A 22,716-nucleotide genomic window follows, 5' to 3' on the forward strand; every position below is an offset into this window, starting at 1 on the left:
TATGGCCATCAGGGAGGCGCGGTTCTGTCGTTGCGGCGCGGCTCAGTCCGAGAGCTGCTCGAACTCCGATCGGGTGAGGGAGTTGCTCTCGCGGGACGCCTCCACCACGAACGTCACCGTGTCGGGGAGGTAGCGATCCTCGCCGTACTCGATCGGGGTACCGCCTGACGTGTAGCTGACGCGCCGGACTCGCAGCAGGGGACCCGCGCGGCGCACACCGAGCAGCTCGGAGTCGGCGCTGGACACGGGCACGACGTCGATCGCATGCTCGGCATGGGCGGTGACCACATCGAAGTCGCGACTGAGAGCGTCGACGACGGATGCCTCGTCACCGGGTATCGAGGCGACCTGGTCTGCAATCCAGCTCGGGTAGCAGGTGCGTTCGAGCATCACCACGCGTCCGTCGAGGCTGCGCGCCCTGGCGACCCGGAGTACCCGGCTGTGCAGGCTCACGTTGAGCCGGCGCGCTTCGCCGCCGGTGGCCTCGCCGAACTCGGCACTGTGGACCTGGCCGCCGGGCGTCATCCCCTTGCTCCGTGCCCACTGCGCAAAGGAGCGCAGCTCATCGAACGACTGGTTCTGGCGAGCTGAGCGCACGACCCAGCCGGAGCCCTGCACCGGCGTCACCAGCCCCCTGGTCTCGAGCCCGGCGAGCGCACGTCGAACGGTGCCGCGAGTCGCACCGTAGCGCTGCGCCAGCTTCGTCTCCGACGGAAGCGTCGTACCGGGGATGAACTCCCCGTCGACGATCCGGGTCAGAAGATCGCTCATGATCTCGCGATGCGAGCGTGCGGATCCGGGTGACACGGTCTCAGAGTAGGTCACCCGATCCGGCACGGAGCCCTCCCGGTGGACAACCGTTCACAGCTGTCCCCCCTTCTCGGGCGAAGAGACGGGACTGTTCAGATCTCATTCACCGGTTCGTCGCCCCCTGCACACCGACGGGAACGGGAATGGTCGGGTGATCCCGACAACGCACCTCTCCTCCGCCGCCGAGACCGCAGGGCCTGCCGCCGTGCTCTTCGATCTCGACGGCACCCTGGTCGACAGCGAGCGGCTCTGGCTCGAGGTGGTGCGAGGTCGCCTCGACGGCGCAGGACGGTCGGCCTCTCCCGCCCTCCTCGCCGAGTTCGAAGGGCTCACGACGAGCGACGCCGCTCGTCGGCTCATCGCCCTCACCGGCGAGAGCGCCTCCGGCGATCGCGTGGCCGAGGAGCTCGAGACGTTGGCGATCGAGGTGTTCAGCGGGCGCTTGCCGTGGATCGCCGGGGCACCGGAGGCGCTGTGGAGCCTGCGTGAGGCGGGCATCCCGCTGGGCCTCGTGACGAGTTCATCCCGTCGGTGGGTCGCGGCGGTGGAGCGGAGCGTGCCGCTCGGGCGCTTCGACGCCGTCATCACGGCCGATGACGTGCGGCGCACGAAGCCGCATCCGGAGCCCTACCTGCGCGCGGCTGAGCTGCTGGGTGCGGAACCGGGCGCCTGCATCGTGTTCGAGGACTCGGCGGTCGGCGCCACGGCGGCGACCGCCGCGGGATGCCGTCTCGTCCACGTCGCCCCCGACCGTCACTGTGACGCGGGGTGCTCGGCAGACCACCTCCCCGACCTGCGCCCCGTGACCGCGCCGTGGGTGCGCGGCCTGTTCGCCATGGACGGCGCGCTCCGCTGACGTCCGTTCATCTCCCCTGACCACCACCGATTCCCAGCACACGAAGGAACCCCATGTCGCCCTCCCACTGCCCGCCGCGGGTGCGAACCCGTCCAGCGAAGATGTCACGCCGCATCAGCGCAGGCGCGATCGTCGCGACCGTCGCGATCGCACTGCTCCTGCCTGCCATGCCCGCGGCCGCCGCGCAGGGCGGCGCGACGGGCGACGCACAGCCGATGACGCAGCAGCGCATCGATGCCGCCAACGATGCGTACAACGGCGCCGACACGACGCTCGAGTTCATCACGATGTCCGACACCGAGCTCGGCGGCACCGCGACCGCCGACAAGACCTCGGAGGAGGTGGCATACGAAGGGGTGAAGAAGCACTTCCAGAGCATTCGCGCCTGGGCCGATGAGAAGGCCTTCGACGCTCAGGTGGTCGTCGACAACGGCGACGTCGTCGGGGCGAACGACCCGGAGTACTCGGCACACCTCGCCGGCGACAGCGAGAAGGTCGCCGGCTGGTACCGAGCGGTCGAACGAGTCGTACGCGAGAGCTTCCCCGAGTCGCAGGCGCTGTTCACCCAGGGCAACCACGACATCGCAGACCTGATGGGCGAGACGTTCGATTCGGCCAGGGCCGACAGAGCGCCGGCCGATGCCCCGGCATGGTTCTATCCGAACGCCGACACCGGGTACGTCAGCAACTTCCACACCACGATCAACGGGATCGACTTCATCGGTCTCGATTACAACGGCACGAGCACGTTCGGGTACGGCGGGCAGCGAACCGGGTACCAGGCCTTCCTCACCAGCACGCTCCAGAAGATCGCCGCCAAGCCCGACTACGACCCGCGGAAGCCGATCTTCGTCTCGATCCACAGCGGCTACGGGGGCACCTCGCTCGGCGGCCCGTTCCATGGCGAGTACGACCTCGCCGGTCCCGACGTGCAGCGCATCCTCGCCGCCTACCCGCAGGCCGTGCTCGGTTCGGCGCACACGCACTTCTCGTCGAACCCCGAGACGAGCATCTACCAGAAGGACTTCACGGTCTACGAGAACGCCTCGATGAACTACATCTATCAGGACGTCCCCTCGGACTTCGTCGGAGGCGGCTACTTCGGCGGCAACCAGGGCGACGCCGGGGCCGGAGTGCCGCAGAAGAGCGCGAACTTCATCAGCGTGATGACGGACGGCACCACCGTGATCCGCCGCTTCGACGTCACCGGCCAGCGCTGGATGGGCATGCCGTGGGTGATCGACACGACCAAGGGCAAGGACGGCTTCACCTACACCGACGCGCAGCGCAGCACCGTGGCGCCGTGGTGGGGTGCCGCCGCGATCACCGCGACCGATGTCACCGAGAGCTCGCTTACCCTCAGCTTCGGCCAGGCGAAGGATGACGAACTCGTGAACTTCTACGAGGTCGAGATCACCGATCAGGCAGGCACCCCCGTGCCGTTCAGCGTGAACCAGGTGCCCGACTTCGGGAACAATCCTCCCAAGGCCCTCACCGGGACGTTCAAGGCGTACTCGCGGTTCTACATGACACCGAACACGATGGGCTTCGACATCCACGGCCTGAAGCCGGCCAAGAACTACACGGTCAGGGTCACCGCCTTCGACGACTTCCAGAACACGTCCGAGCCGCTCGTCGGTACGGTGCGCACCGCGGGCGAACTCGTCTTCCCCGAGTTCCCCGAGGCGCCGGCTCCTGCGCCCGACGGCGAGTTCCTCAGCCTGGCGTTCGAGGGCGACCTCAGTGACACGGGTGCAGCCGCAGACGGTGCGCCGACCGCGACTCCGGTCGGCTCGGTCTCGTATGTCGACACCGACCGCGTGGGAGCATCCGGCAAGGCCGTTCGCATCGGCGGCGGTGCCGGCAGCTACGTCGACCTCGGCTCTCGCCCGGAGTTCGATCTCGGCACCGACAAGGACCTCACCATCAGCTTCTGGACGAAGGTCACCGGAGTGAGCGGGTACGGCTCGATCATCAGCAACAAGAACTGGTCGAACTGGTACCGCTCGGGCATCAACGTCGCCCCCGAGGGCACGAACACGGGCAAGATCGAGTTCACCCTCGGCGACGGCACGAACGGCGTCTACTCGACCGGTACGGTCACCGACTACCGCAACAGCTGGCATCTGATGACCGTCACGGTGGACCGCTCGAGGAACGTCGCGAGCACGTACATGGACGGTGCGGAGACGAACGAGACGAGCATCGCGGGGGTCGGCAGCATGACCAGCGGTCTGCACATGCTGGTCGGCGTCGACGGCGGGAAGAACTACGGCATCGGCCTCGACATGGACGACCTGCGGATGTGGGACAGCGCGCTGAGCGCAGACGAGATCGCCGGTCTCTTCGCGGCGGACGACTCCACCGCGGAGACCGAGGCGCTCGCCCAGGCGGTCGAGTACGCGAAGGAACTGGCGAGCGCGAACGAGGTCGCAGCATCGAACGGGCGCGTCTTCGATGCGGCGCTCGGTGAGGCGCTCGCGACCGCGACGAGCAACAGCGAGGTGCTGCTCGGCGTCGGCGCGGGCGCGGAACTGCAGGCCGTCGGGGCTCCGACCAAGGAGCAGCTGCGTGTGAGTTTCGACGCCCTGCGGTCTGCGGTCGTCGCCGTCGAGGGACAGCCGGTTCGCTTCACGTACGAGACGGAGGTCGACAACGGCACGGTCTCGCCCGCCGAGGGCGTCGCAGATCTGGGCGGTGTCGTGCGCCTGTCGCTGTCCCCGGCGGGCGGCTTCCAGATCGCGGATTCGGCGATCAGCGTCACCGGGGTGGAGAGCTTCGCGATCGACGGCGAGGAGCTGGTGCTCACGGGCGTCGAGAGCAGGGTGATCGCCTCGGTCGTGTTCGCTGCGGTCGACGCGGGCGGCGATCCAGGTACCGGCGGCGGAGACGCAGGCGGCACCGGATCGACCGGGGGCGACGACCCCGGGAACGGCAGTGCCGGCTCGACCGGATCGGACCGGCTCGCGAGCACCGGTTGGGATGCGGCGAGGAGCTGGGCGCTGACCGGCTTCGCGGCGGCGCTGCTCGCCGGGGCGGCCGGACTGTTCTGGCTGCGCAGGCGCACGCGCGGCGCGTAGCCGAGCGCAGCATCGGCCCCCTGCATCCGTGGTTGCCTTCGCGGCGCGGATGCAGGGGCTTCACCGAGGGCGCCCCTCCCGATCGGGAGGGGCGCCAAGCAGGCTCAGCCCCGCACGAGCTCGAGCGAGAACTCGACGAATCCTTGCGGTTCGACCGAGACGAAGCCGAGGTCGGGCGCCTCGACGCCGAAGTCGGCGAAGGTGATCGGGATGCTGCCGGCCACCTGGCCGCCTGAGCCGTTCAGCACCGCCTCGAGGTCGACCGTGACGGTCTGCGTGACGCCCGCGAGGGTGAGTTCGCCGGTGGCGGTGACGGTCTGCACCTCGCCGACGGCGGGGGCGGCGTCGACCACGACCGGCTCAGTGAGCACGAACGTCGCCCTGGGGAACTCGTCGGCGCGCATCGCGTTCGAACGGAAGTACTCGTCGCGGTTGCGCGAGTCGGTCGCGATGGAGGCGACGTCGACGGTGAACTCGGCTTCCGTCAGCGTGAGCCCGTCGACCGTGAGCTCGCCGGTCACCTCGTCGGTGCGGCCGGTCACGGTCACGTCGGTGCCGTTCAGCACCTCGTCGACGCGGTACCCCGCGAACGAGCCGCCGGCCACGACCCAGGCGCCGCTCAGGTCGCCGGTCGCGGCCGTGGCATCCGACCCGCTCGACGCGGTGGGCGCGACCGTGACGGCGGGGGCCGCGTCGGCCTCGCCGACGATGACGTCGCGGTAGACGATGGGGCCCGCGATCGCGGCCGTCGCGCCGAGGGCGAGCACCCCGGCGAGGATCGAGGCGGTGATGATCTTCGTGCGCTTCTGCATGCGGCTCCTGCTCGGGGCGTGGGGTCGTCGGAGTTCGAGCATGACGTACGAACGTATGAGAACGCATTGAATCGCCCGAGATGGTTCCAACATGGCGCCGGATGGCCCAGACTGGGCGCCATGAGCGACGATGAAGCCGCGACGGGGTTCCCGAGCGACGACCCGCACCTGCTCGGGCCAGGCCTGCTGCCGACGCCCTTCACCGCGGCGGAGATCCGCGCGGCGAGCGGCTCGGGGAAGACCATCCGTCTCGAGGTCGAGCTTCCCGACGGCGATCGCTTCGAGCGCGTGAACCGCTTCACCGAGCTCGACGACGAGGGCGCCACGCTGTCGCAGTGGCGCCTCGACGGCGACGGCGCCGTTGACGGACCGGTGACGAGCGAGCGGGTGACGTGGCTCGAGCTGCAGGAGCACGCGGCGTTCCCCGCCGAGCACACGACGCGCGGGGCCGAGGTGCTCGAACTGCCGATCGGTCGCGTCGAGTGCGTGCGGTTCGAGGTCGAGCACGGCGAGGAGCACGCGAACGCCTCACGGTTCTGGTTCGCGCTCGAGCACCCGGGCATGCCGGTGCGCTACGAGATCCCGATGCCGTCGGGGGTCGTGCGCACGACGGTCGTCGCGATCGAGGTCGTACCGCGGCCGGTCGAGTAGCGGCGCAGGAGCGTATCGAGACCTCGTGACGGGTCTCGATACGGTCGCTCCGCTCCCTACTCGACCGGCCGGGTGTGGTCGCTCTGCTCCCTAGTCGACCGGCGAGGTGTGCGTCGGCTCCCAGCCGAGGCTCGGTGCGACGAACTTCGCGAACGACTCGACGAGGCGCAGGTTGAACTCGACGCCGAGCTGGCTCGGGATGGTGAGCATGAGCGTGTCGGCCTCGCGGATCGCGGCGTCGCGCAGCAGCTGCTCGACGAGCTTGTCGGGCGTGCCCGCATAGGTCTTGCCGAACGTCGAGCGCATGCCGTCGATCATGCCGACCCCGTCGCCGTCCTGGCGGCCGCCGAAGTAGAGCTCGTCCTCGGCGGTCGTGATCGGGAAGATCGAGCGGCTCACGGAGGTGCGCGGTTCGCCGGGATGTCCCGCCTCGCGCCACGCCTCGCGGAAGGCCCGGATCTGCTCGGCCTGGAGCTCGTCGAATGGCAGGCCGCGGTCTTCGGTGAGCAGCGTCGACGACATGAGGTTGACGCCCGCGCGCCCGGCCCACTCGGCCGAATCGCGGTTGCCGGCGCCCCACCAGATGCGGGAGCGCAGGCCGGGGGAGTAGGGCTCGATGCGCGCCATGCCGCGCCCGCCGAACGGCGACGAGGCATCCAGCTCGGCCATGCCCTTGCCCTCGATCGCCTCGAGGAACCGTGCGAAGTGCTCGCGCGCGATGTCGGCGCCCCGCGGGTCCTCGGAGCCGGTGTAGCCGAACGCCTCGTAGCCGCGCACGACGGACTCGGGTGACCCGCGGCTCACGCCGAGCGCGAGTCGCCCGCCCGAGATGAGGTCGACCGCCGCTGCGTCCTCGGCGAGGTGCAGCGGGTTCTCGTAGCGCATGTCGACGACGCCGGTGCCCATCTCGATGCGCCGGGTGCGGGCGGCGATCGCCGAGAGCAGCGGCATCGGCGAGGCCTGCTGGCGTGCGAAGTGGTGCACCCGGAAGTAGATGCCGTTGACGCCGAGTTCGTCCATGCCCTCGGCGAGGTCGATCGCCTGCAGCATCGAGTCGGCGGCGGAGAGCTCGCGCCCGCCGCCGAGGGGGCCGTAGTGGCCGAATGAGAGGGTTCCGAAGCGTTCCACGTGAAACGGCAACGCCGTGCTGCGCACGTCTATTCCTATGTATGAATCTGCATGGATGCTTCGGGGCCGGTCTCGAAGCGCTTCCCGAGCCTCAGCCCTTGTGCTGCGCGCGATAGCTCGTCGGGCTGACGCCGTGCACGCGACGGAAGCTGCGCGAGAAGTAGAGCGGATCGGTGTAGCCGACCGCGCTCGCGACGGCCGCGACCGGCATCGAGGTGGTGTCGAGCAGCGACCTGGCCCTGGCCATCTTGAGCGAGGTGTGGAAGGCGCCGGGGCCGCCGCCGGTCGCCCGGCGGAACTGGGTGCCGAGGTGCGACGGCGAGAGGCCGACGATGGCGGCGAGCTCGGCGACGGAGATGTCGCCGTCGACGCGGGCCTCGAGGTACCGCATGGCGCGCTCGAGCGGCGACCCGTCGGCCGGTTGCACGGCGTCGACGGCCAGGCGGGTGAGCAGGTGCCAGGCGATTCCGGATGCCGCGAGCTGCTGCGCCGGCGAGGGCCGGCGTTCGAGCAGGGTCACGAGCTCGTCGAACAGGGCGACCACCCGGTCGACCGATCGGAGACGGGCCACCGGTTCGGGCCGGCCGAGTAGCGGGCCCGTGAGCTCGGCGACGTCGGTGCCGCGCGCATGGAGCCACCAGATCGTCCATGGGGCATCCGCTGAGGCTTGGTACTCGTGCGGGGTGCCGGCGGGAATCGTCACGTAGGCGCCGGGCGCGAGGGCGTGCTCCGTCCCGGCGAGGCGCACCCGCCCGCCGCCCGCGACGCACAGGATGACGATCGTCTCGGGGCTCCCGTCTGGTCGGACTCGTCGGTGCCCGGTGGCGACCGGGAAGTACCCGGCATCGCTCACCGCGAGGTGTCGTGCGCCCGGGGTGTTCGCCGCGGCGGCGAGCTGCGGGCGCGGCACGACCGCCAGTCGCTGGTTCGCGAACCCCTCGCTGCGGAAGCTCGCTCGCGCGAGCAGCGTTTCGTCCATGTCATCCCTCGTTCTCACCATACCGGCGCGCTGTTCGCCGCCGTAGCGTCGATCTCGATCAAGGAGGTCGCATGACGATGGAATCCGCCGAAGCGGTAATGGTGCTCCCGGAGGCGCCCGATGCGCTCGGCCGCGTGCTCGACGCGGGGGGCGCGGTCGCGTGGAGCGAGCCGATCGCCATCCGCACCTACGAGGCCGACGAGCCGAGCCGGTATCCGATGTTCCTCGACCACCGCGTCTACCAGGGCTCGAGCGGCAAGGTATACCCGATCCCGTTCACCGAGCGGATCGCCGAGGAGCCGACGACGCGCGAGTGGCGCGCGGTGCATCTCGAGAACAGCTACGTCCGACTCGTGATCCTGCCCGAGCTCGGGGGGCGCATCCACGTCGGCTACGACAAGACCACCGGCTACGACTTCTTCTACCGCAACAACGTCATCAAGCCGGCGCTCGTCGGGCTCGCCGGCCCCTGGATCAGCGGCGGTGTGGAGTTCAACTGGCCGCAGCACCACCGCCCGGCGACCTACCTGCCCGTCGAGACGTCGATCGAGGAGGGGGTCGACGGGTCGGTCACCGTGTGGTGCGCCGATCACGACCCGTTCGCGCGGATGTCGGCCCAGCACGGCGTGCGCCTCCGCCCCGAGAGCTCGGTCGTCGAACTCGTCGTGCGACTGCACAACCGCACGAAGGAGCGCCAGACCTTCCTCTGGTGGGCGAACGTCGCCGCACGCTCCGACGGCGACTACCAGGCCTTCTTCCCCGAGGACGTCCGCTATGTCGCCGACCATGCCCGGCGTGCGCTCACGGCGTTCCCCGAGGCGGACCGCCCCTACTACGGCGTCGACTACCCGGCGCTCGCCGAGGACGCCCCCGGCGCCGCGCGCATCGACTATTACCGGAACGTCCCCGTCCCGACGTCGTACATGATCGTCGACTCCGAGCAGGACTTCTTCGGCGGCTACGACCACGCGGCCGGCGCCGGTTTCGTGCACTGGGCCGAGCGACGGGTCTCGCCGGGGAAGAAGCTCTGGACCTGGGGCGACGCCCCGTTCGGCCACGCGTGGGACGCCCAGCTCACCGACGGCGACGGACCCTACGTCGAACTGATGGCGGGGGTCTACACCGACAACCAGCCCGACTTCACCTGGATCCTCCCCGGTGAGACGAAGGTGTTCACGCAGTACTGGTATCCGCTCCCGGCCATCGGCGCGGCGCACCAGGCGACCCCGGACGCCGCGGTCCACGTGGACCGCGGCGATGCCGTGACCGCCCGGTTCGCCGTCACCGCGCCGCAGCCCGGTGCGACCCTGCGACTGCTCGACGGCGATCGCATCGTCGCCACGCGAACGGAGGACCTGGCGCCGGGTGCCGCCGCGGTCATCGCGGGCCCGCGGCCAGACGGGGAGCTCGTCGCCGAGCTGCTCGACCGAGACGGGCGCGTGCTCGTGCGCTGGACGCCCACGCCCGTCGACGATGACGCGGGCGAGCCCTGGGTGGCCGAGGAGCCGCCGCTGCCGGAGGCGATCGAGTCGGTCGAGGAGCTCTACCTCACGGGGCTCCACCTCCAGCAGTACCGGCACCCCACCCGCTCGCCCCTCGCCTACTGGCGCGCCGCGCTCGAGCGCGACCCGGGCGACGTCCGCACCAATCTCGCGCTCGCCGATCTCGACCACCGCGCGGGTCGCTACGAGTCGGCCGTCGAGCGGGTCCGGCTCGCACTGGTGCGCCTGACGAAGCGGAACGCGAACCCCGTCGACGCCGAGGCCTTCTACCTCCTCGGGCTCGCGCTCGAACGGCTCGGCCGTCGCATCGAGGCCGAGCAGGCGTTCGGGAAGGCCGGTTGGGACGGCACCTGGGCCGGGGCCGCCGGATTCGCGCTGGCGCAGTCGCTCGGCCGGCGCGGGCGGAACCGCTCAGCATTGCGGGTGCTCGACACGCTCGACGGAGTGGTCGGGCACGACGCCCGGCGCGCCGCGCTGCGAGCGATCGTCGTGCGCCGTCTCGGTCGGGAGAGCGAGGCCGCCGAGCTGCTGGCTGCCGCGCTCGCGGTCGACCCGCTCGACGCGACCCTGCGGTTCCTCGCCGGTGCCGATGTCGACGCGGAAGGCGGGCTGCTGCTCGACATCGCCATCGACCTCCGCGACGCCGGAGCCGACGACGCCGCGCTCGCCGTGCTCGCCCGCGCCGCCGATGCGCCGATCACCGCGGCCGGCAACCACCGCCCCGTGGCGTTCTATCTCGCCGCTGCGATGCTCGACGAGCAGGGACGGGCGGCGGAGGCCGCGACGCACCGCGGCCTGGCGCGGTCGGCCGAGTCGACCTGGGCATTCCCGCACGGGCTCGACGCCCACGACGCGCTGGAAGCCGCGCTCGCCGCGGACGAGTCCGATGGCGTCGCCCACTCGCTCCTCGGCATGCTGCTCTACGCCCACGGACGCCGTCGCGAGGCCGCTCACCACTGGGCCCGCGCGGTCGAGCTCGGCTCGCGGGAACCCGTGCTCCTGCGCAATGCGGGGATCGCGGCCTACAACGTCGGGCGCGACGACGCGGCGGCCTGGGCGTGCTTCGAGCTCGCGGTCGCCGAAGCACCGCTCGACGCACGGCTGCACTACGAACGCGACCAGCTCGCGATGCGGCTCGGCCACGCGCCGAAGGATCGGCTCGCGCGACTCGGCGCGGTGGAACCGCTCGTGCTCGCGCGCGACGACTTCACGATCGAGTACGTGACGCTGCTCACCGCCGAGGGGCGGCCCGACCGTGCCCACGAGATCCTCTCGACCCGGTCGTTCCGCCCATGGGAGGGCGGTGAAGGCCGAGCCGTCGCCGCCTGGGATGCCGCGCGAGCAGCCTTGGGCCTCCCGCTCGCCGACCCGCCGGCGACGCTCGGCGAGGCTCGCGCGCAGTACACGGCACCGGTGGCCCGGCACGCCGACGGCGCGACCGACTACTTCGCGACGAGCCTGCCGGAGCTGCTGCTCTTCAGCCGGCAGCCCGATGACGAGTGAGGGTGCGATGACCGCGGGGCGAGCGCCGACGGTCGGGTTCTCGCTGCGGGCCTCCGGCTACGAAGCCGAGATCGTCGGCCTCGGGGCGAGCGTGCGCTCGCTCCGGTGGGGCGGGCGCGACCTCGTCATGCCGTTCGCCGCCGACGAGGTGCGTCCCATGATGCGCGGTGCACTGCTCGCCCCGTGGCCGAATCGCCTCGCCGACGGCCGGTACGAGTTCGGCGGGCGATCGCATCGGCTCCCGGTCGACGAGCTCGCGACCCGGACGGCCGTGCACGGGCTCGTGGCCTGGAGCGACTTCGAGCCCGAGCTCGTCGCTCGCGATCGGCTTGTCCTCGGGGCCCGGATCGAGCCGCGGCCGGGCTACCCGTGGCGTGTGGCGATCCGCACGGAGTTCGCGCTCACCGAGCAGGGGCTCGGCCAGGAGATCGTGGCGACGAACGAGAGCGACTCGCCCGCTCCGATCGGCCTGGGCGGTCATCCGTATCTGCTCGCCGGGCGGCCGGACGCGCGGGCGATCGACGAGTGGTTCCTCGAGCTGCCGGCCGAGGAGGTGCTGCTCGTCAGCGACGATCGCATGCTGCCGAGCGACTCGGTGCCGGTGGGGTCCGGCGGGCGCGACGACGACTTCCGCAGCGTGCGCCGGCTCGGCGCCGCGGTGCTGAACAACGCCTTCACCCGATTCGCCGCCGGCCCCGACGGGCGCACCCGTGCGCGGGTGGTCGACCGGTGCGGGGTCGGCGCCGAGATCTCCTGGGATGGGCGCTGCAGGTGGGTGCAGCTCTACACCTCCGATCATGCGACGGGCGACGGCTTCCGCGCTGCGCTCGCCGTCGAGCCGACGACCTGCCCGCCCGACGCGTTCAACTCCGGGCGCGACCTCATCGCCCTCGCGCCCGGGGCGAGCACGAGCCTCGGGTGGACGATCAGCGCGCTCGGCTGATCGCGCGCCTGAGCGCAGCCCGACGCGGACGGCGCCGCGCCGAGGAGGCTGGCGCGCCCCGTGGCATCCGTCTACCGTGAAGTCGGGGGCGAATCCGGTCGGAATCCGGAATACCAACCCCCTTCGCAAAGTTGAGTTAACTAGACTCAAGTTTTGAACGAAGGGAGCATTGAGTGGCAAACATGCAGGGCGCGCCGAACTCGCAGGAAGAGCAGAAGTCGGCGCTCGAACAGTTCGGCGTCAACCTGACCGACCTCGCGAAGGCCGGCAAGCTCGACCCGGTCATCGGACGCGACTCCGAGATCCGGCGCGTGAGCCAGGTGCTGACCCGTCGCACCAAGAACAACCCCGTCCTCATCGGCGAACCCGGCGTCGGCAAGACCGCCGTCGTCGAAGGGCTCGCCCAGCGCATCGTCGCGGGCGACGTCGCCGAGTCGCTGAAGGACAAGCAGCTCGTCTCGCTCGACATCTCCGCCCTCGTCGCCGGCGCCATGTACCGCGGCCAGTTCGAGGAGCGGCTCAAGGCCGTGCTGAAGGAGATCAACGAGGCCGAGGGCGGCATCATCACCTTCGTCGACGAGCTCCACCTCCTCATGGGGGCGGGCGGCGGCGAAGGATCGGTCGCGGCCTCCAACATGCTGAAGCCGATGCTCGCCCGCGGCGAGCTGCACCTCATCGGTGCGACCACCCTCGACGAGTACCGCGAGTACATCGAGAAGGATGCCGCGCTCGAGCGCCGCTTCCAGCAGGTCTACGTGGGTGAGCCGTCGGTCGAAGACACCATCGCGATCCTCCGCGGGCTCAAGGGCCGCTACGAGGCGCACCACGGGGTGACGATCTCCGACGCCGCGCTCGTGGCCGCGGCATCCCTGTCGAACCGGTACATCACCGCCCGGCAGCTGCCCGACAAGGCCATCGACCTCATCGACGAGGCCATGTCGCGCCTCAAGATGGAGATCGACTCCTCGCCCGTCGAGATCGACCAGCTCAAGCGCCAGGTCGACCGTATGAAGCTCGAGGAGCTCGCCCTCAAGAAGGAGAAGGACGACGCCTCGAAGGAGCGCCTCGCGAAGCTCCGCGAGACGCTCGTGAGCCAGGAGCGCGAACTCGCCGGGCTCGAAGCCCGCTGGGCGCGCGAGCGTCAGGGCCTCAACCGCGTCGGCGAGCTCAAGAAGCGCATCGACGAGGCCGTCACCCAGCGCGACCTCGCGCTGCGCGCCGGCGACTACCAGAAGGCGTCGAAGCTCGAATACGAGACCATCAAGAACCTGCAGCGCGACCTCGAGGCCGCCGAGCAGGCCGATGCCGCGGGCAACGCCGGCGGCGAGCCGCGCATGGTCAACGAGCAGGTCACCGACGAGGACATCGCCGCCGTGATCGCCGCGTGGACGGGCATCCCCGTCGGCCGCCTCATGCAGGGCGAGACCGAGAAGCTGCTGCACCTCGAGGCCGAGCTCGGCAAGCGCCTCATCGGCCAGAAGCGGGCCGTCGGGGCCGTCGCCGATGCGGTCCGCCGCTCGCGCGCGGGCATCAACGACCCGAACCGGCCGACCGGCTCGTTCCTGTTCCTCGGCCCGACCGGCGTCGGCAAGACCGAGCTCGCGAAGGCGCTCGCCGAGTTCCTCTTCGACGACGAGCGCGCCATGGTGCGCATCGACATGTCGGAGTACGGCGAGAAGCACTCGGTCTCGCGCCTCGTCGGCGCCCCTCCGGGCTACGTCGGCTATGACCAGGGCGGGCAGCTCACCGAGGCCGTACGCCGTCGCCCGTACTCGGTGATCCTCTTCGACGAGGTCGAGAAGGCGCACCCCGAGGTGTTCGACGTGCTGCTGCAGGTCCTCGACGACGGCCGGCTCACCGACGGGCAGGGTCGTACGGTCGACTTCCGCAACACGATCCTGATCCTCACCTCGAACCTCGGCTCGCACTACCTGATCGACCCCTCGCTCAGCTGGAGCGAGAAGGAGGAGGCCGTCATGCAGACGGTCAGGCAGTCGTTCAAGCCCGAGTTCGTGAACCGGCTCGACGACCTCGTCGTGTTCTCCGCCCTCAGCGAGCAGGACCTCGCCGAGATCGTGAACCTCTACATCGACCGGCTCACGGCGCGGCTGCACGAGCGGCGGCTCGCGCTCGGCGTCACCCCCGACGCGCGCGCCTGGCTCGCCGAGCGGGGCTACGACCCGCTGTACGGGGCGCGGCCGCTGCGCCGGCTCATGCAGCGCGAGATCGACGACCGGCTCGCCAGGGCGCTGCTCGACGGCAGCGTGCGCGACGGCGACACGGTCGTGGTCGGCCTCGCCGACGACGGGGAGTCGCTCACGGTGTCACGGGCGGACGCCCCGGGCGATGCCCGTGACTCCGCCGCGGGCGACGACGTGATCGACGCCGAACTCGTGGAGGAATAGGCGAGCTGCGGCGACGCGGCATCCGTTTTCACAACGGATGCCGCGTCGCCATGTCGCTGCGGCGTCCGACTCGCTAGGTTTGGCCCTGAACGACGGTTCGAAGGGGGAATCATGTCGGAGCAGTTCGAAACGGGTGGAGCGGTGCTGAACCGCACCCAGGTCAATGTGGTGCGACTCACGGGGCTCGCCGGCATCATCGGCGGCATCCTGTTGATCGTCGTCGCGGTCGTCGCATGGTTCGCGGTGTCGGCGCAGTTGCGGGCCGAGAACATCGTGATCTCCGACGACGCGCCGATCTTCGCGGGCAAGGTCGTCGACGGGCCGATCGACGCCTATGTGCAGGCGGAGGTCATCAACATGCACGCCCTCGAGATGGCCGACGGCCAGACGTACGCCGAGCTCGACATGGACGACCCGGTCCGGGCCACGGTCATGGATGCCTCGTTCCTGCGGGCCTCGCTGTTCACCTCGGTGGTCGCATTCGGCGTGGCGCTCTTCGCCGCCGGCGCCGGAGTGCTCTTCCTGCTGTTCGGCTGGTCGATCCGCGTGCTCGTACCGCCGTTGCCGAAGACCGCGTAGGGCTGAGACGGCGCGAGCGGGCGAGCGCGCTCGCCCGCTCCGCTCAGTCGGCGACTTCGGACGGTGCGGTGGACGGCTGCGCCTCGGGCACGCCGTTCGCGGCAGGGGAGATCCGTCGTTCGACCGCGAGGGCGAGCAGCATGATGCCGACGCAGCCGATCACCATCACGGCGATGTACCAGGCGTCGAGCCCGTGCTCGAGCAGCACGCCCGCGGCGACCGGGCCTGCGATCGCGCCGCCCTGGAAGGCCGCCGAGTTGATCGCGTTGTAGCGCCCGCGGTTGCGGTCGGAGGCGAGGTCGTTGTAGACCGCGGGTACCGTCGGCTGCAGCATCGTCTCGCCGAAGGCGAAGACGCCCATGAAGGCGAGCACGCCGATCGCGGCGGCGAGCGTGTCGGGCAGCAGGCCGGCGCCGCCGAGCAGCAGCCACGACACCGCCCACACGAGCGCCATGACCTGCATGACCCGGGTGCGGCGGTGCCCGCTGATCAGCTTGAGCACGGTGAACTGCAGCAGCACGATGACGGCCGTGTTGACGGCGAACGCGAAGCCGATGACCTGCGTCGAGACCTCGGCGACCTGGCGGGCGAACGCCGGGAACCCGGCCTCCATCTGGCCGTAGCCGATGAACACCGCGATGAAGGTGAGCAGCGTCAGCCACAGCACGACCGGCTGGCGGATGATCTCGCGGTAGCCCCCGACGGGCGGCGCGTCCGCGTCGTGCTCGCCATGGGTGCGCACGTGACGCAGCGGGCCGAGGAGGAGCGCCATGGGGATGACGCTCGTCGCCGCGTCGATCAGGAAGATGGTCGTGAAGGTGCCCGGGTCGTCGACGTCGATGAAGAAGCCGCCGACGATGCCGCCGACCCCGATGCCGAGATTGACGAGCGCGAAGTTGATGCCGAAGTACTGCTGTCGCAGCTCGCCGTCGACGATCGAGGCGATGAGCGCGTTGAAGCCGGGCCATGAGACGCCGAAGTTGATGCCGATGAGCACGAGCGCGACGGCGGCGACGGCGGGCGTCGTCGCGAAGGCGAGCAGTGCGCAGCCGACGATCATCGCCGAGAGGCCGACGAGCAGCACGATCCTGGCGCCGAAGCGATCGATCAGGGTGCCGCCCGGGCCCGTCACGACGAGACCGGTGATCGCGATGAGGCTCATGAGCGCGCCCGACAGCCCGAGCTCGAACCCGCGCACCTCGTGCAGGTAGATGATCGTGAACGGCAGCGTGAGACCGCGCCCGAGCGTCTGGATCGCGACGGTCGACAGCAGCCAGCGCCCCTCGGTCGGAAGCGCAGCCCAGAACCCTCTCATGCCGGTCACTGGGACATCTTGGCGCACACCGCCGACATCGGCGAACCGCTCCGCGGAGCCCGCCCCGGCGGTACCATGCGACCATGAGCGAACTGCTCGGCCGCCTCGCGGCCGAAGACGACGAGCTGCGGTTCGCCGCGTTCACCCTCGACGACGCCTGGGTGCTCGGCACCCGGCTGCGTGCGACCGCGGCCGAGCGGGGGCTTCCGGTCGCGATCGCGATCTGGTTCGGCCGGCAGCGCGTCTTCCACGCGGCGCTGCCCGGCGCGAGCGCCGACAACGACGGCTGGCTCGAGCGCAAGCATCACGTCGTCGAGCGCTACGGCACCTCGTCGTTGCGGGTCGGCGAGGAGTTCCGCGCGAAGGGCGAGGACTTCGACACCCACGCCCGGCTCGACCCGCAGCAGTACGCCGCGCACGGCGGCGTCGTGCCGCTGAGGCTCGCCTCGGGCGCACTGATCGGCGCGGTCGGCGTCTCCGGGCTCCCGCAGCTCGACGACCACGAACTCGTCGTCGAGCACCTCCGGGCGATGCTCGGCGAGACGCGCGAGGGCTGACCCGCCTGCGTCGTTCACCCGGCCGACGTACGATGCGCGCATGACGCTGCGTGCGACGTCCGCCCTCCGCGACGACCTGGTCGTCGCGACCGATGCCGGTGCCGTGCGCGGGGTCCGGAGCCGCGGGGTGCGCCGCTGGCGGGGCATCCCGTTCGCCGACTCGACGGCGGGCGCCGGCCGCTTCCGCGCTCCGCGGCCCGTGCCCGGCTGGGACGGCGTGCGCGACGCCGCGCACTTCGGGCCCGTGGCGCCGCAGCTGCGGCGCGGCCAGTTCATCGGCGCGCACCCGCGGCTGCCGCGCAGCGAGGACTGCCTGAGCCTCAACGTCATCGCCCCCGCAGATGCAGCGGCGCCGGATGCCACGGGCCGCGGCCGTCCGGTGATGCTGTTCCTGCACGGGGGCGGGTACAGCGTCGGCTCCTCGGGGGAGTACCCGCGGCAGGGCGAACGGCTCGTGCGCGAGCACGGCATCGTCTACGTCAGCTGCAACTACCGCCTGGGCGCGCTCGGCTGGCTCGACCTGCGCCGCTACGCGAGCGCGGAGCATCCGATCGACGGCAATCTCGGGCTGCGCGACCAGGTGGCCGCCCTCGAGTGGGTGCGCCGCAACATCCGCGCCTTCGGCGGCGACCCCGACCGGGTGACGCTCTTCGGCGAATCGGCGGGCGGCAACTCGGTGACGACCCTCATGACCGTGCCCGCGGCCGAGGGGCTCTTCGCGCGGGCGATCGCGCAGTCGTCGCCCGCGAACGCCGTGTACCCGGCCGAGATCGCGCAGCGCTGGGCCGACGAGTACGTGGCGCTGCTGAGCCGGGTCGTCGACGATGACGACCTCGACAGCGATTCGGGGCCGGATGCTTCGGCGATGCTCCGGCGCGCCGGCGCGATGCAGCTCGCCGAGGCGACGACCCGGCTCGCCGTCAGAACCCCCGACGAGAACCCGGGCACGATCAGCCTCGCGCCGGTGATCGACGGCGAGTTCCTGCCCGAGCGGCCGCTCGACGCGTTCAAGGCGGGTCGGGCGCACCGGGTGCCGCTCATCATCGGCACGAACGACCGCGAAGGCTCCCTCTTCGAGGGGCGCATCGACATCCTCCCGACGACGAAGCCGCGCATCCGCGCGATCTTCGCGAACACCCGCAAGAAGTCGCGCAAGGCGATCAAGCGGCAGTATCCGGGGCTGCCCGAGCGGCGGCCCGCGGCCGACTTCGCGGGCGATTTCACCTTCTGGTTCCCGAGCGTGAAGCTCGCCGAACGGCACGCGCGGTTCGCGCCCACCTACATGTACCGCTTCGACGCGGCGCCGCGCATGGCGAGGCTGCTCGGCCTGGACGCGACGCACGGGCTCGAGCTCTTCGCCCTGTTCGAGAAGTTCGACACGGTGACCGGCACGGGGCTCACCCTGCTCGGCGGGCGGCGGAGGTTCCGCGCCGTCGGGCGGCGCATGCAGGCGTACTGGGCCGAGTTCGCGGCGAGCGGCGCCCCGACGGCGCCGGGCGGGTCGGGCGCACCGGCTTCGCGAACGGCCGGATGCCTCGACTGGCCGCGCTACGACGAGGTGGCCCGGCGCACGCTGATCCTCGACGGCCGGGACCGGATCGAAGCCGATCCGCGCGGCGAGCGGCGGATCGCGTGGCAGCGATTCGTGCCGCACGTCTGAGGGCCGCCGAGCCGGTGATTCGCTAACGTTCGAGGCATGTCCGGTTCGTACGCGACCGCTCCGGCCTCGGCCGAGCGGCTGAAGGCCTTCACCGACGCGGTCGTCGCGATCGCGATGACCGTGCTCGTGCTGCCGCTCATGGAGAGCGTGACCGACCTCGGCGGCGACGGCGGGAGCGTCGCCGACTGGTTCGACCGGCACAACGGGCAGCTCGTGAGCTTCGCGTTGAGCTTCGTGCTGATCGCGACCTTCTGGCAGACGAACCATCGCGTGTTCGCGCAGCTCGAACGCGTCACGCCCGCCCTGCTCTGGCTGAGCGTTGCGTGGATGTTCACGATCGTCTGGCTGCCCGTGCCGACGGCCATGCTCGGCTCGATGCGCGAGGACGATGCGCAGAAGATCGTGTACATCGGGAGCCTCATCGTCACGAGCCTCGTCTCGCTGGCGATCCGCGGGTACCTGCTCAGGCACCCCGGACTGCACCGCACCGAGCCCGCGCTCCTGCGCCGTGGCATCCTCGCCGATGCGACCTCGATCGCGCTCTTCGCGATCGCGCTCATCCTGTCGATCGCCGTGCCCGCGATCGGCTACTGGGCGATGCTGCTGCTCCTGCTGTTCGGGCCCATGCATGCGCTCGTCACTCGCGTGTTCGAGCGGCGGCGAGCGTAGGCTCGGGTCATGCTCGCCACCGTCATCCACGCCGCCCGCGACATCCGCGTCGAGACCGTGCCCGACCCCGTCATCACGACGGGCGACGACGCCATCGTGAAGGTCGTCGCCGCGTGCGTCTGCGGCTCCGACCTCTGGCCGTATCGCGGCATCACGCCGACGCACGAGCCCCACCGCATCGGGCACGAGTTCATCGGCATCGTCGAGGCGATCGGCGACGACGTCGTCTCGATCAACGTGGGCGACTTCGTCATCGCCCCCTTCTACGTGTGCGACAACACCTGCGCGAACTGCCGCAACGGCGTCTCGACCTCGTGCCTGAACGGCGGCTGGTGGGGGAGCAATGATCAGAAGGGCGCCTTCGCCGACGCCGGCCAGGGTGAGCGCGTGCGGGTGCCGCTCGCCGACGGCACGCTCGTCGTCGTGCGTAGGCAGGGGCAGGGGCACGAGCACGAGCACGAGCCGGTTCTCGACGAGCACGTGCCGGGCCTGCTCGCCCTCTCCGACGTCATGGGCACCGGGCACCACGCCGCTGTCTCGGCCGGGGTGCAACCGGGTGAGACGGTCGCCGTCGTGGGCGACGGCGCCGTCGGGCTCTGCGCGATCATCGCCGCGAAACGGCTCGGCGCCACGACGATCATCGCCATGTCGCGCCACGCCGACCGGCAGGCCCTCGCCCGCCGCTTCGGCGCCACCCACGTCGTCGCCGAACGCGGGGCCGACGGTATCGCGGCCGTGCGCCGCCTCACCGGCGGCATCGGCGCCGACCGGGTGCTCGAGTGCGTCGGCACGAAGGAGTCGATGGACCAGGCGATCCGTTCGGCCCGACCCGGCGGCATGGTCGGCTACGTCGGCGCGCCGTACGTCGCACCCGAGCTGCCGCTGCGCCCGCTCTTCAACGCCAACGTCGGCGTGAACGGCGGCGTCGCGCCCGTGCGCGGCTACATCGAGGAACTGCTGCCCGACGTGCTCTCGGGCGCGATCGAGCCGGGGCGCGTGTTCGACCTCGAGCTGCCGCTCGCCGAGGCGGCCGAGGCGTACGCCGCGATGGACGAGCGCCGCGCCATCAAGGTGCTGCTGCGGCCGTAGGGCGGTGCGGGGGTCTCGAGACGCGTCGCCGCTGCGCGTCGGCGCTCCTCGACCACCGGGGTTGCAGCCGAGGTGACACAAGTGGTCGCTCTGCACTCGGCAGAGCGACCAGACGTGTCACTTCGATTCGCGCTGGGGCTACTCGAGGGCCGGGGCCACGGCGGGCCCGCGACGGGCGGCGGCGACGATCGCCGCGACGGCGCCGAAGAGGCATCCGAGCAGGGCGCCCGCGAGCGCGGAGACCACGACGCCGGCGATGACCTGACCGAGGTAGGTGCCGAGGTCGGCGTCGACCGCGAAGCTCAGGAAGACGCTGCGCACGAGGTTGCCGCCGATGAGGGCGATCGTCGTCGTGCCGACGGCGATGCCGAACGCGCGGCCGGGGCCGGGCGCCGGATGCTTTCGCGCGGCGGCCCGCAGCTGCACCGCCGCGATGGCGAGCATCACGAGCGCGCCGACGGTGTCCGAGGCCCAGAACGCCCACGTCGTCTCGCCGAGGGGCCAGAGCCGCAGCGGCGGCACGAGCGACGGAAGGCCCGCGGCCTCGGGCACGATGAGCACCGGGACCCAGGTCGCCAGGAGGCCGGAGATCGGCCATATTCCGGCGAGCACCGCGGTGGCGGCGAGCAGCACGAACACGGTGAGCGGGACCCGTCGGAACGAATGTGGGTCAACTGTCCTAGTCGACATGGGATCGATGCTAGCCTCTCGACCACGTGAGTCAAGGAGGACCATGAGGATCACCGCCCGCACCGGCATCGCGGCCGCGATCGGCCTCGCTCTGATCGCCGGCGGTGTCGGCGCAGCGCTGCGCACGCCGGGCCCGGCGACGGCCGTGGGCTTCATCTCCGACGATGACGGGCGCGCCCTCGTGCAGCACGGTTTCTCGACCGCGTCGAGCGCGAAGTCGACGCCCGACGGGTTCCCCGAATTCGACGAGGAGGAGCTCGACGTCGAGTACTCCGACATGGGCACGAACTTCGTGCGGTTCCTCATCTCGTGGCGTTCGGTCGAGCCCGAGCCGGGGGAGTACTCCGAGGAGTACCTCGACGGGGTGCAGGAGCGCGTCGACTGGTACGCCGAGCGCGGCTACCACGTGATGCTCGACATGCACCAAGACCTGTGGGGCTCGGCGATCACCCCGTCGGGCATGAGCGGCAACGGCGCGCCCGCGTGGGCGACGTACATGGACGGGCTTCCCGTCGGCGAGCACGACATGTGGGAGCTCTACTACCTCGAGCCCGGCGTGATCCGCGCCTTCGACAACTTCTGGAACACGACGGGCGCCCACCCCGAGCTCGCCGAGCACTACGCGGGCGCCTGGCGCGTCGTCGCCGAGCGCTTCGCCGACGACCCGACCGTGGTCGCCTACGACCTCATGAACGAGCCCTACGGCGGCACGCTGCAGGGGCCCGTCTTCGAGGCCGGCCCGCTGACGACGCTCTACCAGGAGGTCACGAACGAGATCCGCGAGGTCGACGAGAACACCTGGGTCTGCCTCGAACCGCAGGCGATGGGCTTCAACTGGGGGCTGCCGAGCGGGCTCGGCGAGATCGACGACCCCCGTGAGGGCGACCCGCGCGTCGCGTTCTGCCCCCACCTCTACCCGCTGCCGATGGACCTCGGCGACGGCTTCAGCGGCACCTCGCGCGACCTCGTCGAGGGCACCGTCGCGGCGTGGCGCTCGAACGTCATGCGCACCGCGGAGCGGCTCGGCGGCGTCCCCGTGATCCTCGGCGAGTTCGGGCTCGACACCACCCTCGACGGCGCGCTCGACTACGTCGACCTCGTCTACGAGACGGCGGATGCCTCGGGCATGGGGGTGGCGTACTGGTCGCGCGACCCGGGCAGCTGGGGGCCGTACGAGGCCGACGGCACGCCGCGCAACCTCATCGGGGCGCTCGACCGGCCCTACCCGCGGGCCGTCGCGGCGACGCTCGTCGGCTGGGAATCGGAGGAGGACCGGCTCGTGATCGAGGTCGTGCCCCGCGCCGCCGACGCAGCCGGGTCCTCCGGCGCGGCACGCGTCAGCGAGGCGTACCTGTCGTCGGGCGCGTTCCCGAATGGCGGCGAGGTCGCCGGCGGCGAGGTCGTCGAGTGGGATGCCGCGACGCGCGTGCTCACGTTCGAGATCGACCCCGGCGCATCCCACGTGGTCATCACCCCGCGCTGACCCGG

The 22,716-nt window shown here is 71.0% G+C and carries 18 protein-coding genes; 12 read left to right on the forward strand and 6 right to left on the reverse strand.

Features of this window, described 5'->3' with window-relative positions:
- Window positions 1–42: 42 nt before the first annotated feature.
- A complete protein-coding gene (locus tag ACFVTX_RS10970) occupies window positions 43–771 on the reverse strand; it encodes a GntR family transcriptional regulator (RefSeq protein WP_386899953.1) in 729 nt (242 codons plus the stop codon).
- A 190-nt stretch (window positions 772–961) separates the two neighbouring features.
- On the opposite strand from ACFVTX_RS10970, the gene ACFVTX_RS10975 reads away from it, so the two are divergent.
- Together ACFVTX_RS10975 and ACFVTX_RS10980 are read left to right on the forward strand one after the other, a co-directional pair.
- The gene (locus ACFVTX_RS10975; protein ID WP_386899955.1) at window positions 962–1,666 is read left to right on the forward strand and encodes an HAD family hydrolase; all 705 of its coding nucleotides are present in this window, start codon (window positions 962–964) and stop codon (window positions 1,664–1,666) included.
- A 101-nt stretch (window positions 1,667–1,767) separates the two neighbouring features.
- Window positions 1,768–4,746 carry a LamG-like jellyroll fold domain-containing protein gene (locus ACFVTX_RS10980; RefSeq protein ID WP_386899957.1) on the forward strand — a complete coding sequence of 993 codons (2,979 nt, stop codon included), beginning with the start codon at window positions 1,768–1,770 and terminating at the stop codon, window positions 4,744–4,746.
- 104 nt (window positions 4,747–4,850) lie between these two features.
- Here the strand turns inward: ACFVTX_RS10980 and ACFVTX_RS10985 are convergent, their stop codons facing one another.
- Complete coding sequence (locus tag ACFVTX_RS10985; protein WP_386899960.1) at window positions 4,851–5,558, reverse strand: YceI family protein; 708 nt, start codon at window positions 5,556–5,558, stop codon at window positions 4,851–4,853.
- Between the two features lie 120 nt (window positions 5,559–5,678).
- Here ACFVTX_RS10985 and ACFVTX_RS10990 point away from each other — a divergent pair, with 120 nt between their 5' ends.
- A complete protein-coding gene (locus ACFVTX_RS10990; RefSeq protein WP_386899962.1) occupies window positions 5,679–6,209 on the forward strand; it encodes a hypothetical protein in 531 nt (176 codons plus the stop codon).
- A gap of 90 nt (window positions 6,210–6,299) precedes the next feature.
- Here the strand turns inward: ACFVTX_RS10990 and ACFVTX_RS10995 are convergent, their stop codons facing one another.
- Complete coding sequence (locus tag ACFVTX_RS10995) at window positions 6,300–7,337, reverse strand: LLM class flavin-dependent oxidoreductase (protein ID WP_386899963.1); 1,038 nt, start codon at window positions 7,335–7,337, stop codon at window positions 6,300–6,302.
- A 91-nt stretch (window positions 7,338–7,428) separates the two neighbouring features.
- On the reverse strand, window positions 7,429–8,316 hold the full coding sequence (locus tag ACFVTX_RS11000; RefSeq protein WP_386899965.1) for a helix-turn-helix domain-containing protein: 888 nt from the start codon (window positions 8,314–8,316) through the stop codon (window positions 7,429–7,431).
- Window positions 8,317–8,387: 71 nt separating this feature from the next.
- Here ACFVTX_RS11000 and ACFVTX_RS11005 point away from each other — a divergent pair, with 71 nt between their 5' ends.
- The 4 genes from ACFVTX_RS11005 to ACFVTX_RS11020 all read left to right on the forward strand — a co-directional run bounded on the left by ACFVTX_RS11005 (window position 8,388) and on the right by ACFVTX_RS11020 (window position 15,248).
- Complete coding sequence (locus ACFVTX_RS11005) at window positions 8,388–11,321, forward strand: DUF5107 domain-containing protein (RefSeq protein ID WP_386899967.1); 2,934 nt, start codon at window positions 8,388–8,390, stop codon at window positions 11,319–11,321.
- Between the two features lie 7 nt (window positions 11,322–11,328).
- A complete protein-coding gene (locus tag ACFVTX_RS11010; protein WP_386899969.1) occupies window positions 11,329–12,264 on the forward strand; it encodes an aldose 1-epimerase family protein in 936 nt (311 codons plus the stop codon).
- A 182-nt stretch (window positions 12,265–12,446) separates the two neighbouring features.
- Window positions 12,447–14,669, forward strand: a complete 2,223-nt coding sequence (locus tag ACFVTX_RS11015; protein WP_386900397.1) for an ATP-dependent Clp protease ATP-binding subunit — start codon at window positions 12,447–12,449, stop codon at window positions 14,667–14,669.
- 111 nt (window positions 14,670–14,780) lie between these two features.
- Window positions 14,781–15,248, forward strand: coding sequence for an aromatic ring-opening dioxygenase LigA (locus tag ACFVTX_RS11020; RefSeq protein WP_386899971.1), 468 nt, complete (start codon window positions 14,781–14,783; stop codon window positions 15,246–15,248).
- 43 nt (window positions 15,249–15,291) lie between these two features.
- Here the strand turns inward: ACFVTX_RS11020 and ACFVTX_RS11025 are convergent, their stop codons facing one another.
- Entirely contained in the window at window positions 15,292–16,563 is a 1,272-nt protein-coding gene (locus ACFVTX_RS11025; RefSeq protein WP_386900399.1) for an MFS transporter, read from the reverse strand.
- An 83-nt stretch (window positions 16,564–16,646) separates the two neighbouring features.
- Between ACFVTX_RS11025 and ACFVTX_RS11030 the strand changes: the two genes are divergently transcribed.
- Genes ACFVTX_RS11030 through ACFVTX_RS11045 form a run of 4 tightly spaced genes read left to right on the forward strand, consistent with a single transcriptional unit; the run spans window position 16,647 to window position 20,538 of the window.
- On the forward strand, window positions 16,647–17,120 hold the full coding sequence (locus ACFVTX_RS11030) for a heme-degrading domain-containing protein (RefSeq protein ID WP_386899973.1): 474 nt from the start codon (window positions 16,647–16,649) through the stop codon (window positions 17,118–17,120).
- 40 nt (window positions 17,121–17,160) lie between these two features.
- A complete protein-coding gene (locus ACFVTX_RS11035; protein WP_386899975.1) occupies window positions 17,161–18,780 on the forward strand; it encodes a carboxylesterase/lipase family protein in 1,620 nt (539 codons plus the stop codon).
- Between the two features lie 36 nt (window positions 18,781–18,816).
- Window positions 18,817–19,449 (forward strand): TMEM175 family protein, encoded by a 633-nt coding sequence (locus ACFVTX_RS11040; protein WP_386899977.1) that lies wholly within the window; start codon window positions 18,817–18,819, stop codon window positions 19,447–19,449.
- Window positions 19,450–19,458: 9 nt separating this feature from the next.
- Window positions 19,459–20,538, forward strand: a complete 1,080-nt coding sequence (locus ACFVTX_RS11045; protein ID WP_386899979.1) for a zinc-dependent alcohol dehydrogenase family protein — start codon at window positions 19,459–19,461, stop codon at window positions 20,536–20,538.
- Between the two features lie 138 nt (window positions 20,539–20,676).
- Here the strand turns inward: ACFVTX_RS11045 and ACFVTX_RS11050 are convergent, their stop codons facing one another.
- Window positions 20,677–21,228 carry a hypothetical protein gene (locus tag ACFVTX_RS11050; protein ID WP_386899981.1) on the reverse strand — a complete coding sequence of 184 codons (552 nt, stop codon included), beginning with the start codon at window positions 21,226–21,228 and terminating at the stop codon, window positions 20,677–20,679.
- Window positions 21,229–21,271: 43 nt separating this feature from the next.
- Between ACFVTX_RS11050 and ACFVTX_RS11055 the strand changes: the two genes are divergently transcribed.
- The gene (locus ACFVTX_RS11055) at window positions 21,272–22,711 is read left to right on the forward strand and encodes a glycoside hydrolase family 5 protein (protein ID WP_386899983.1); all 1,440 of its coding nucleotides are present in this window, start codon (window positions 21,272–21,274) and stop codon (window positions 22,709–22,711) included.
- The last annotated feature ends 5 nt before the right edge of the window (window positions 22,712–22,716 follow it).

It is taken from the genome of Agromyces sp. NPDC058136, assembly GCF_042884375.1.
Classification (GTDB): Bacteria; Actinomycetota; Actinomycetes; order Actinomycetales; family Microbacteriaceae; genus Agromyces.

Excerpts from the sequence above, each read along its gene's own strand:
- ACFVTX_RS10970 (WP_386899953.1), bottom strand. The coding sequence starts at position 771 with ATGAGCGATCTTCTGACCCGGATCGTCGACGGGGAGTTCATCCCCGGT.
- ACFVTX_RS10980 (WP_386899957.1), top strand. The coding sequence starts at position 1,768 with ATGTCACGCCGCATCAGCGCAGGCGCGATCGTCGCGACCGTCGCGATC.
- ACFVTX_RS10985 (WP_386899960.1), bottom strand. The coding sequence starts at position 5,558 with ATGCAGAAGCGCACGAAGATCATCACCGCCTCGATCCTCGCCGGGGTG.
- ACFVTX_RS10990 (WP_386899962.1), top strand. The coding sequence starts at position 5,679 with ATGAGCGACGATGAAGCCGCGACGGGGTTCCCGAGCGACGACCCGCAC.
- ACFVTX_RS11000 (WP_386899965.1), bottom strand. The coding sequence starts at position 8,316 with ATGGACGAAACGCTGCTCGCGCGAGCGAGCTTCCGCAGCGAGGGGTTC.
- ACFVTX_RS11005 (WP_386899967.1), top strand. The coding sequence starts at position 8,388 with ATGACGATGGAATCCGCCGAAGCGGTAATGGTGCTCCCGGAGGCGCCC.
- ACFVTX_RS11010 (WP_386899969.1), top strand. The coding sequence starts at position 11,329 with ATGACCGCGGGGCGAGCGCCGACGGTCGGGTTCTCGCTGCGGGCCTCC.
- ACFVTX_RS11015 (WP_386900397.1), top strand. The coding sequence starts at position 12,447 with ATGCAGGGCGCGCCGAACTCGCAGGAAGAGCAGAAGTCGGCGCTCGAA.
- ACFVTX_RS11020 (WP_386899971.1), top strand. The coding sequence starts at position 14,781 with ATGTCGGAGCAGTTCGAAACGGGTGGAGCGGTGCTGAACCGCACCCAG.
- ACFVTX_RS11025 (WP_386900399.1), bottom strand. The coding sequence starts at position 16,563 with ATGAGAGGGTTCTGGGCTGCGCTTCCGACCGAGGGGCGCTGGCTGCTG.
- ACFVTX_RS11030 (WP_386899973.1), top strand. The coding sequence starts at position 16,647 with ATGAGCGAACTGCTCGGCCGCCTCGCGGCCGAAGACGACGAGCTGCGG.
- ACFVTX_RS11035 (WP_386899975.1), top strand. The coding sequence starts at position 17,161 with ATGACGCTGCGTGCGACGTCCGCCCTCCGCGACGACCTGGTCGTCGCG.
- ACFVTX_RS11040 (WP_386899977.1), top strand. The coding sequence starts at position 18,817 with ATGTCCGGTTCGTACGCGACCGCTCCGGCCTCGGCCGAGCGGCTGAAG.
- ACFVTX_RS11045 (WP_386899979.1), top strand. The coding sequence starts at position 19,459 with ATGCTCGCCACCGTCATCCACGCCGCCCGCGACATCCGCGTCGAGACC.
- ACFVTX_RS11050 (WP_386899981.1), bottom strand. The coding sequence starts at position 21,228 with ATGTCGACTAGGACAGTTGACCCACATTCGTTCCGACGGGTCCCGCTC.
- ACFVTX_RS11055 (WP_386899983.1), top strand. The coding sequence starts at position 21,272 with ATGAGGATCACCGCCCGCACCGGCATCGCGGCCGCGATCGGCCTCGCT.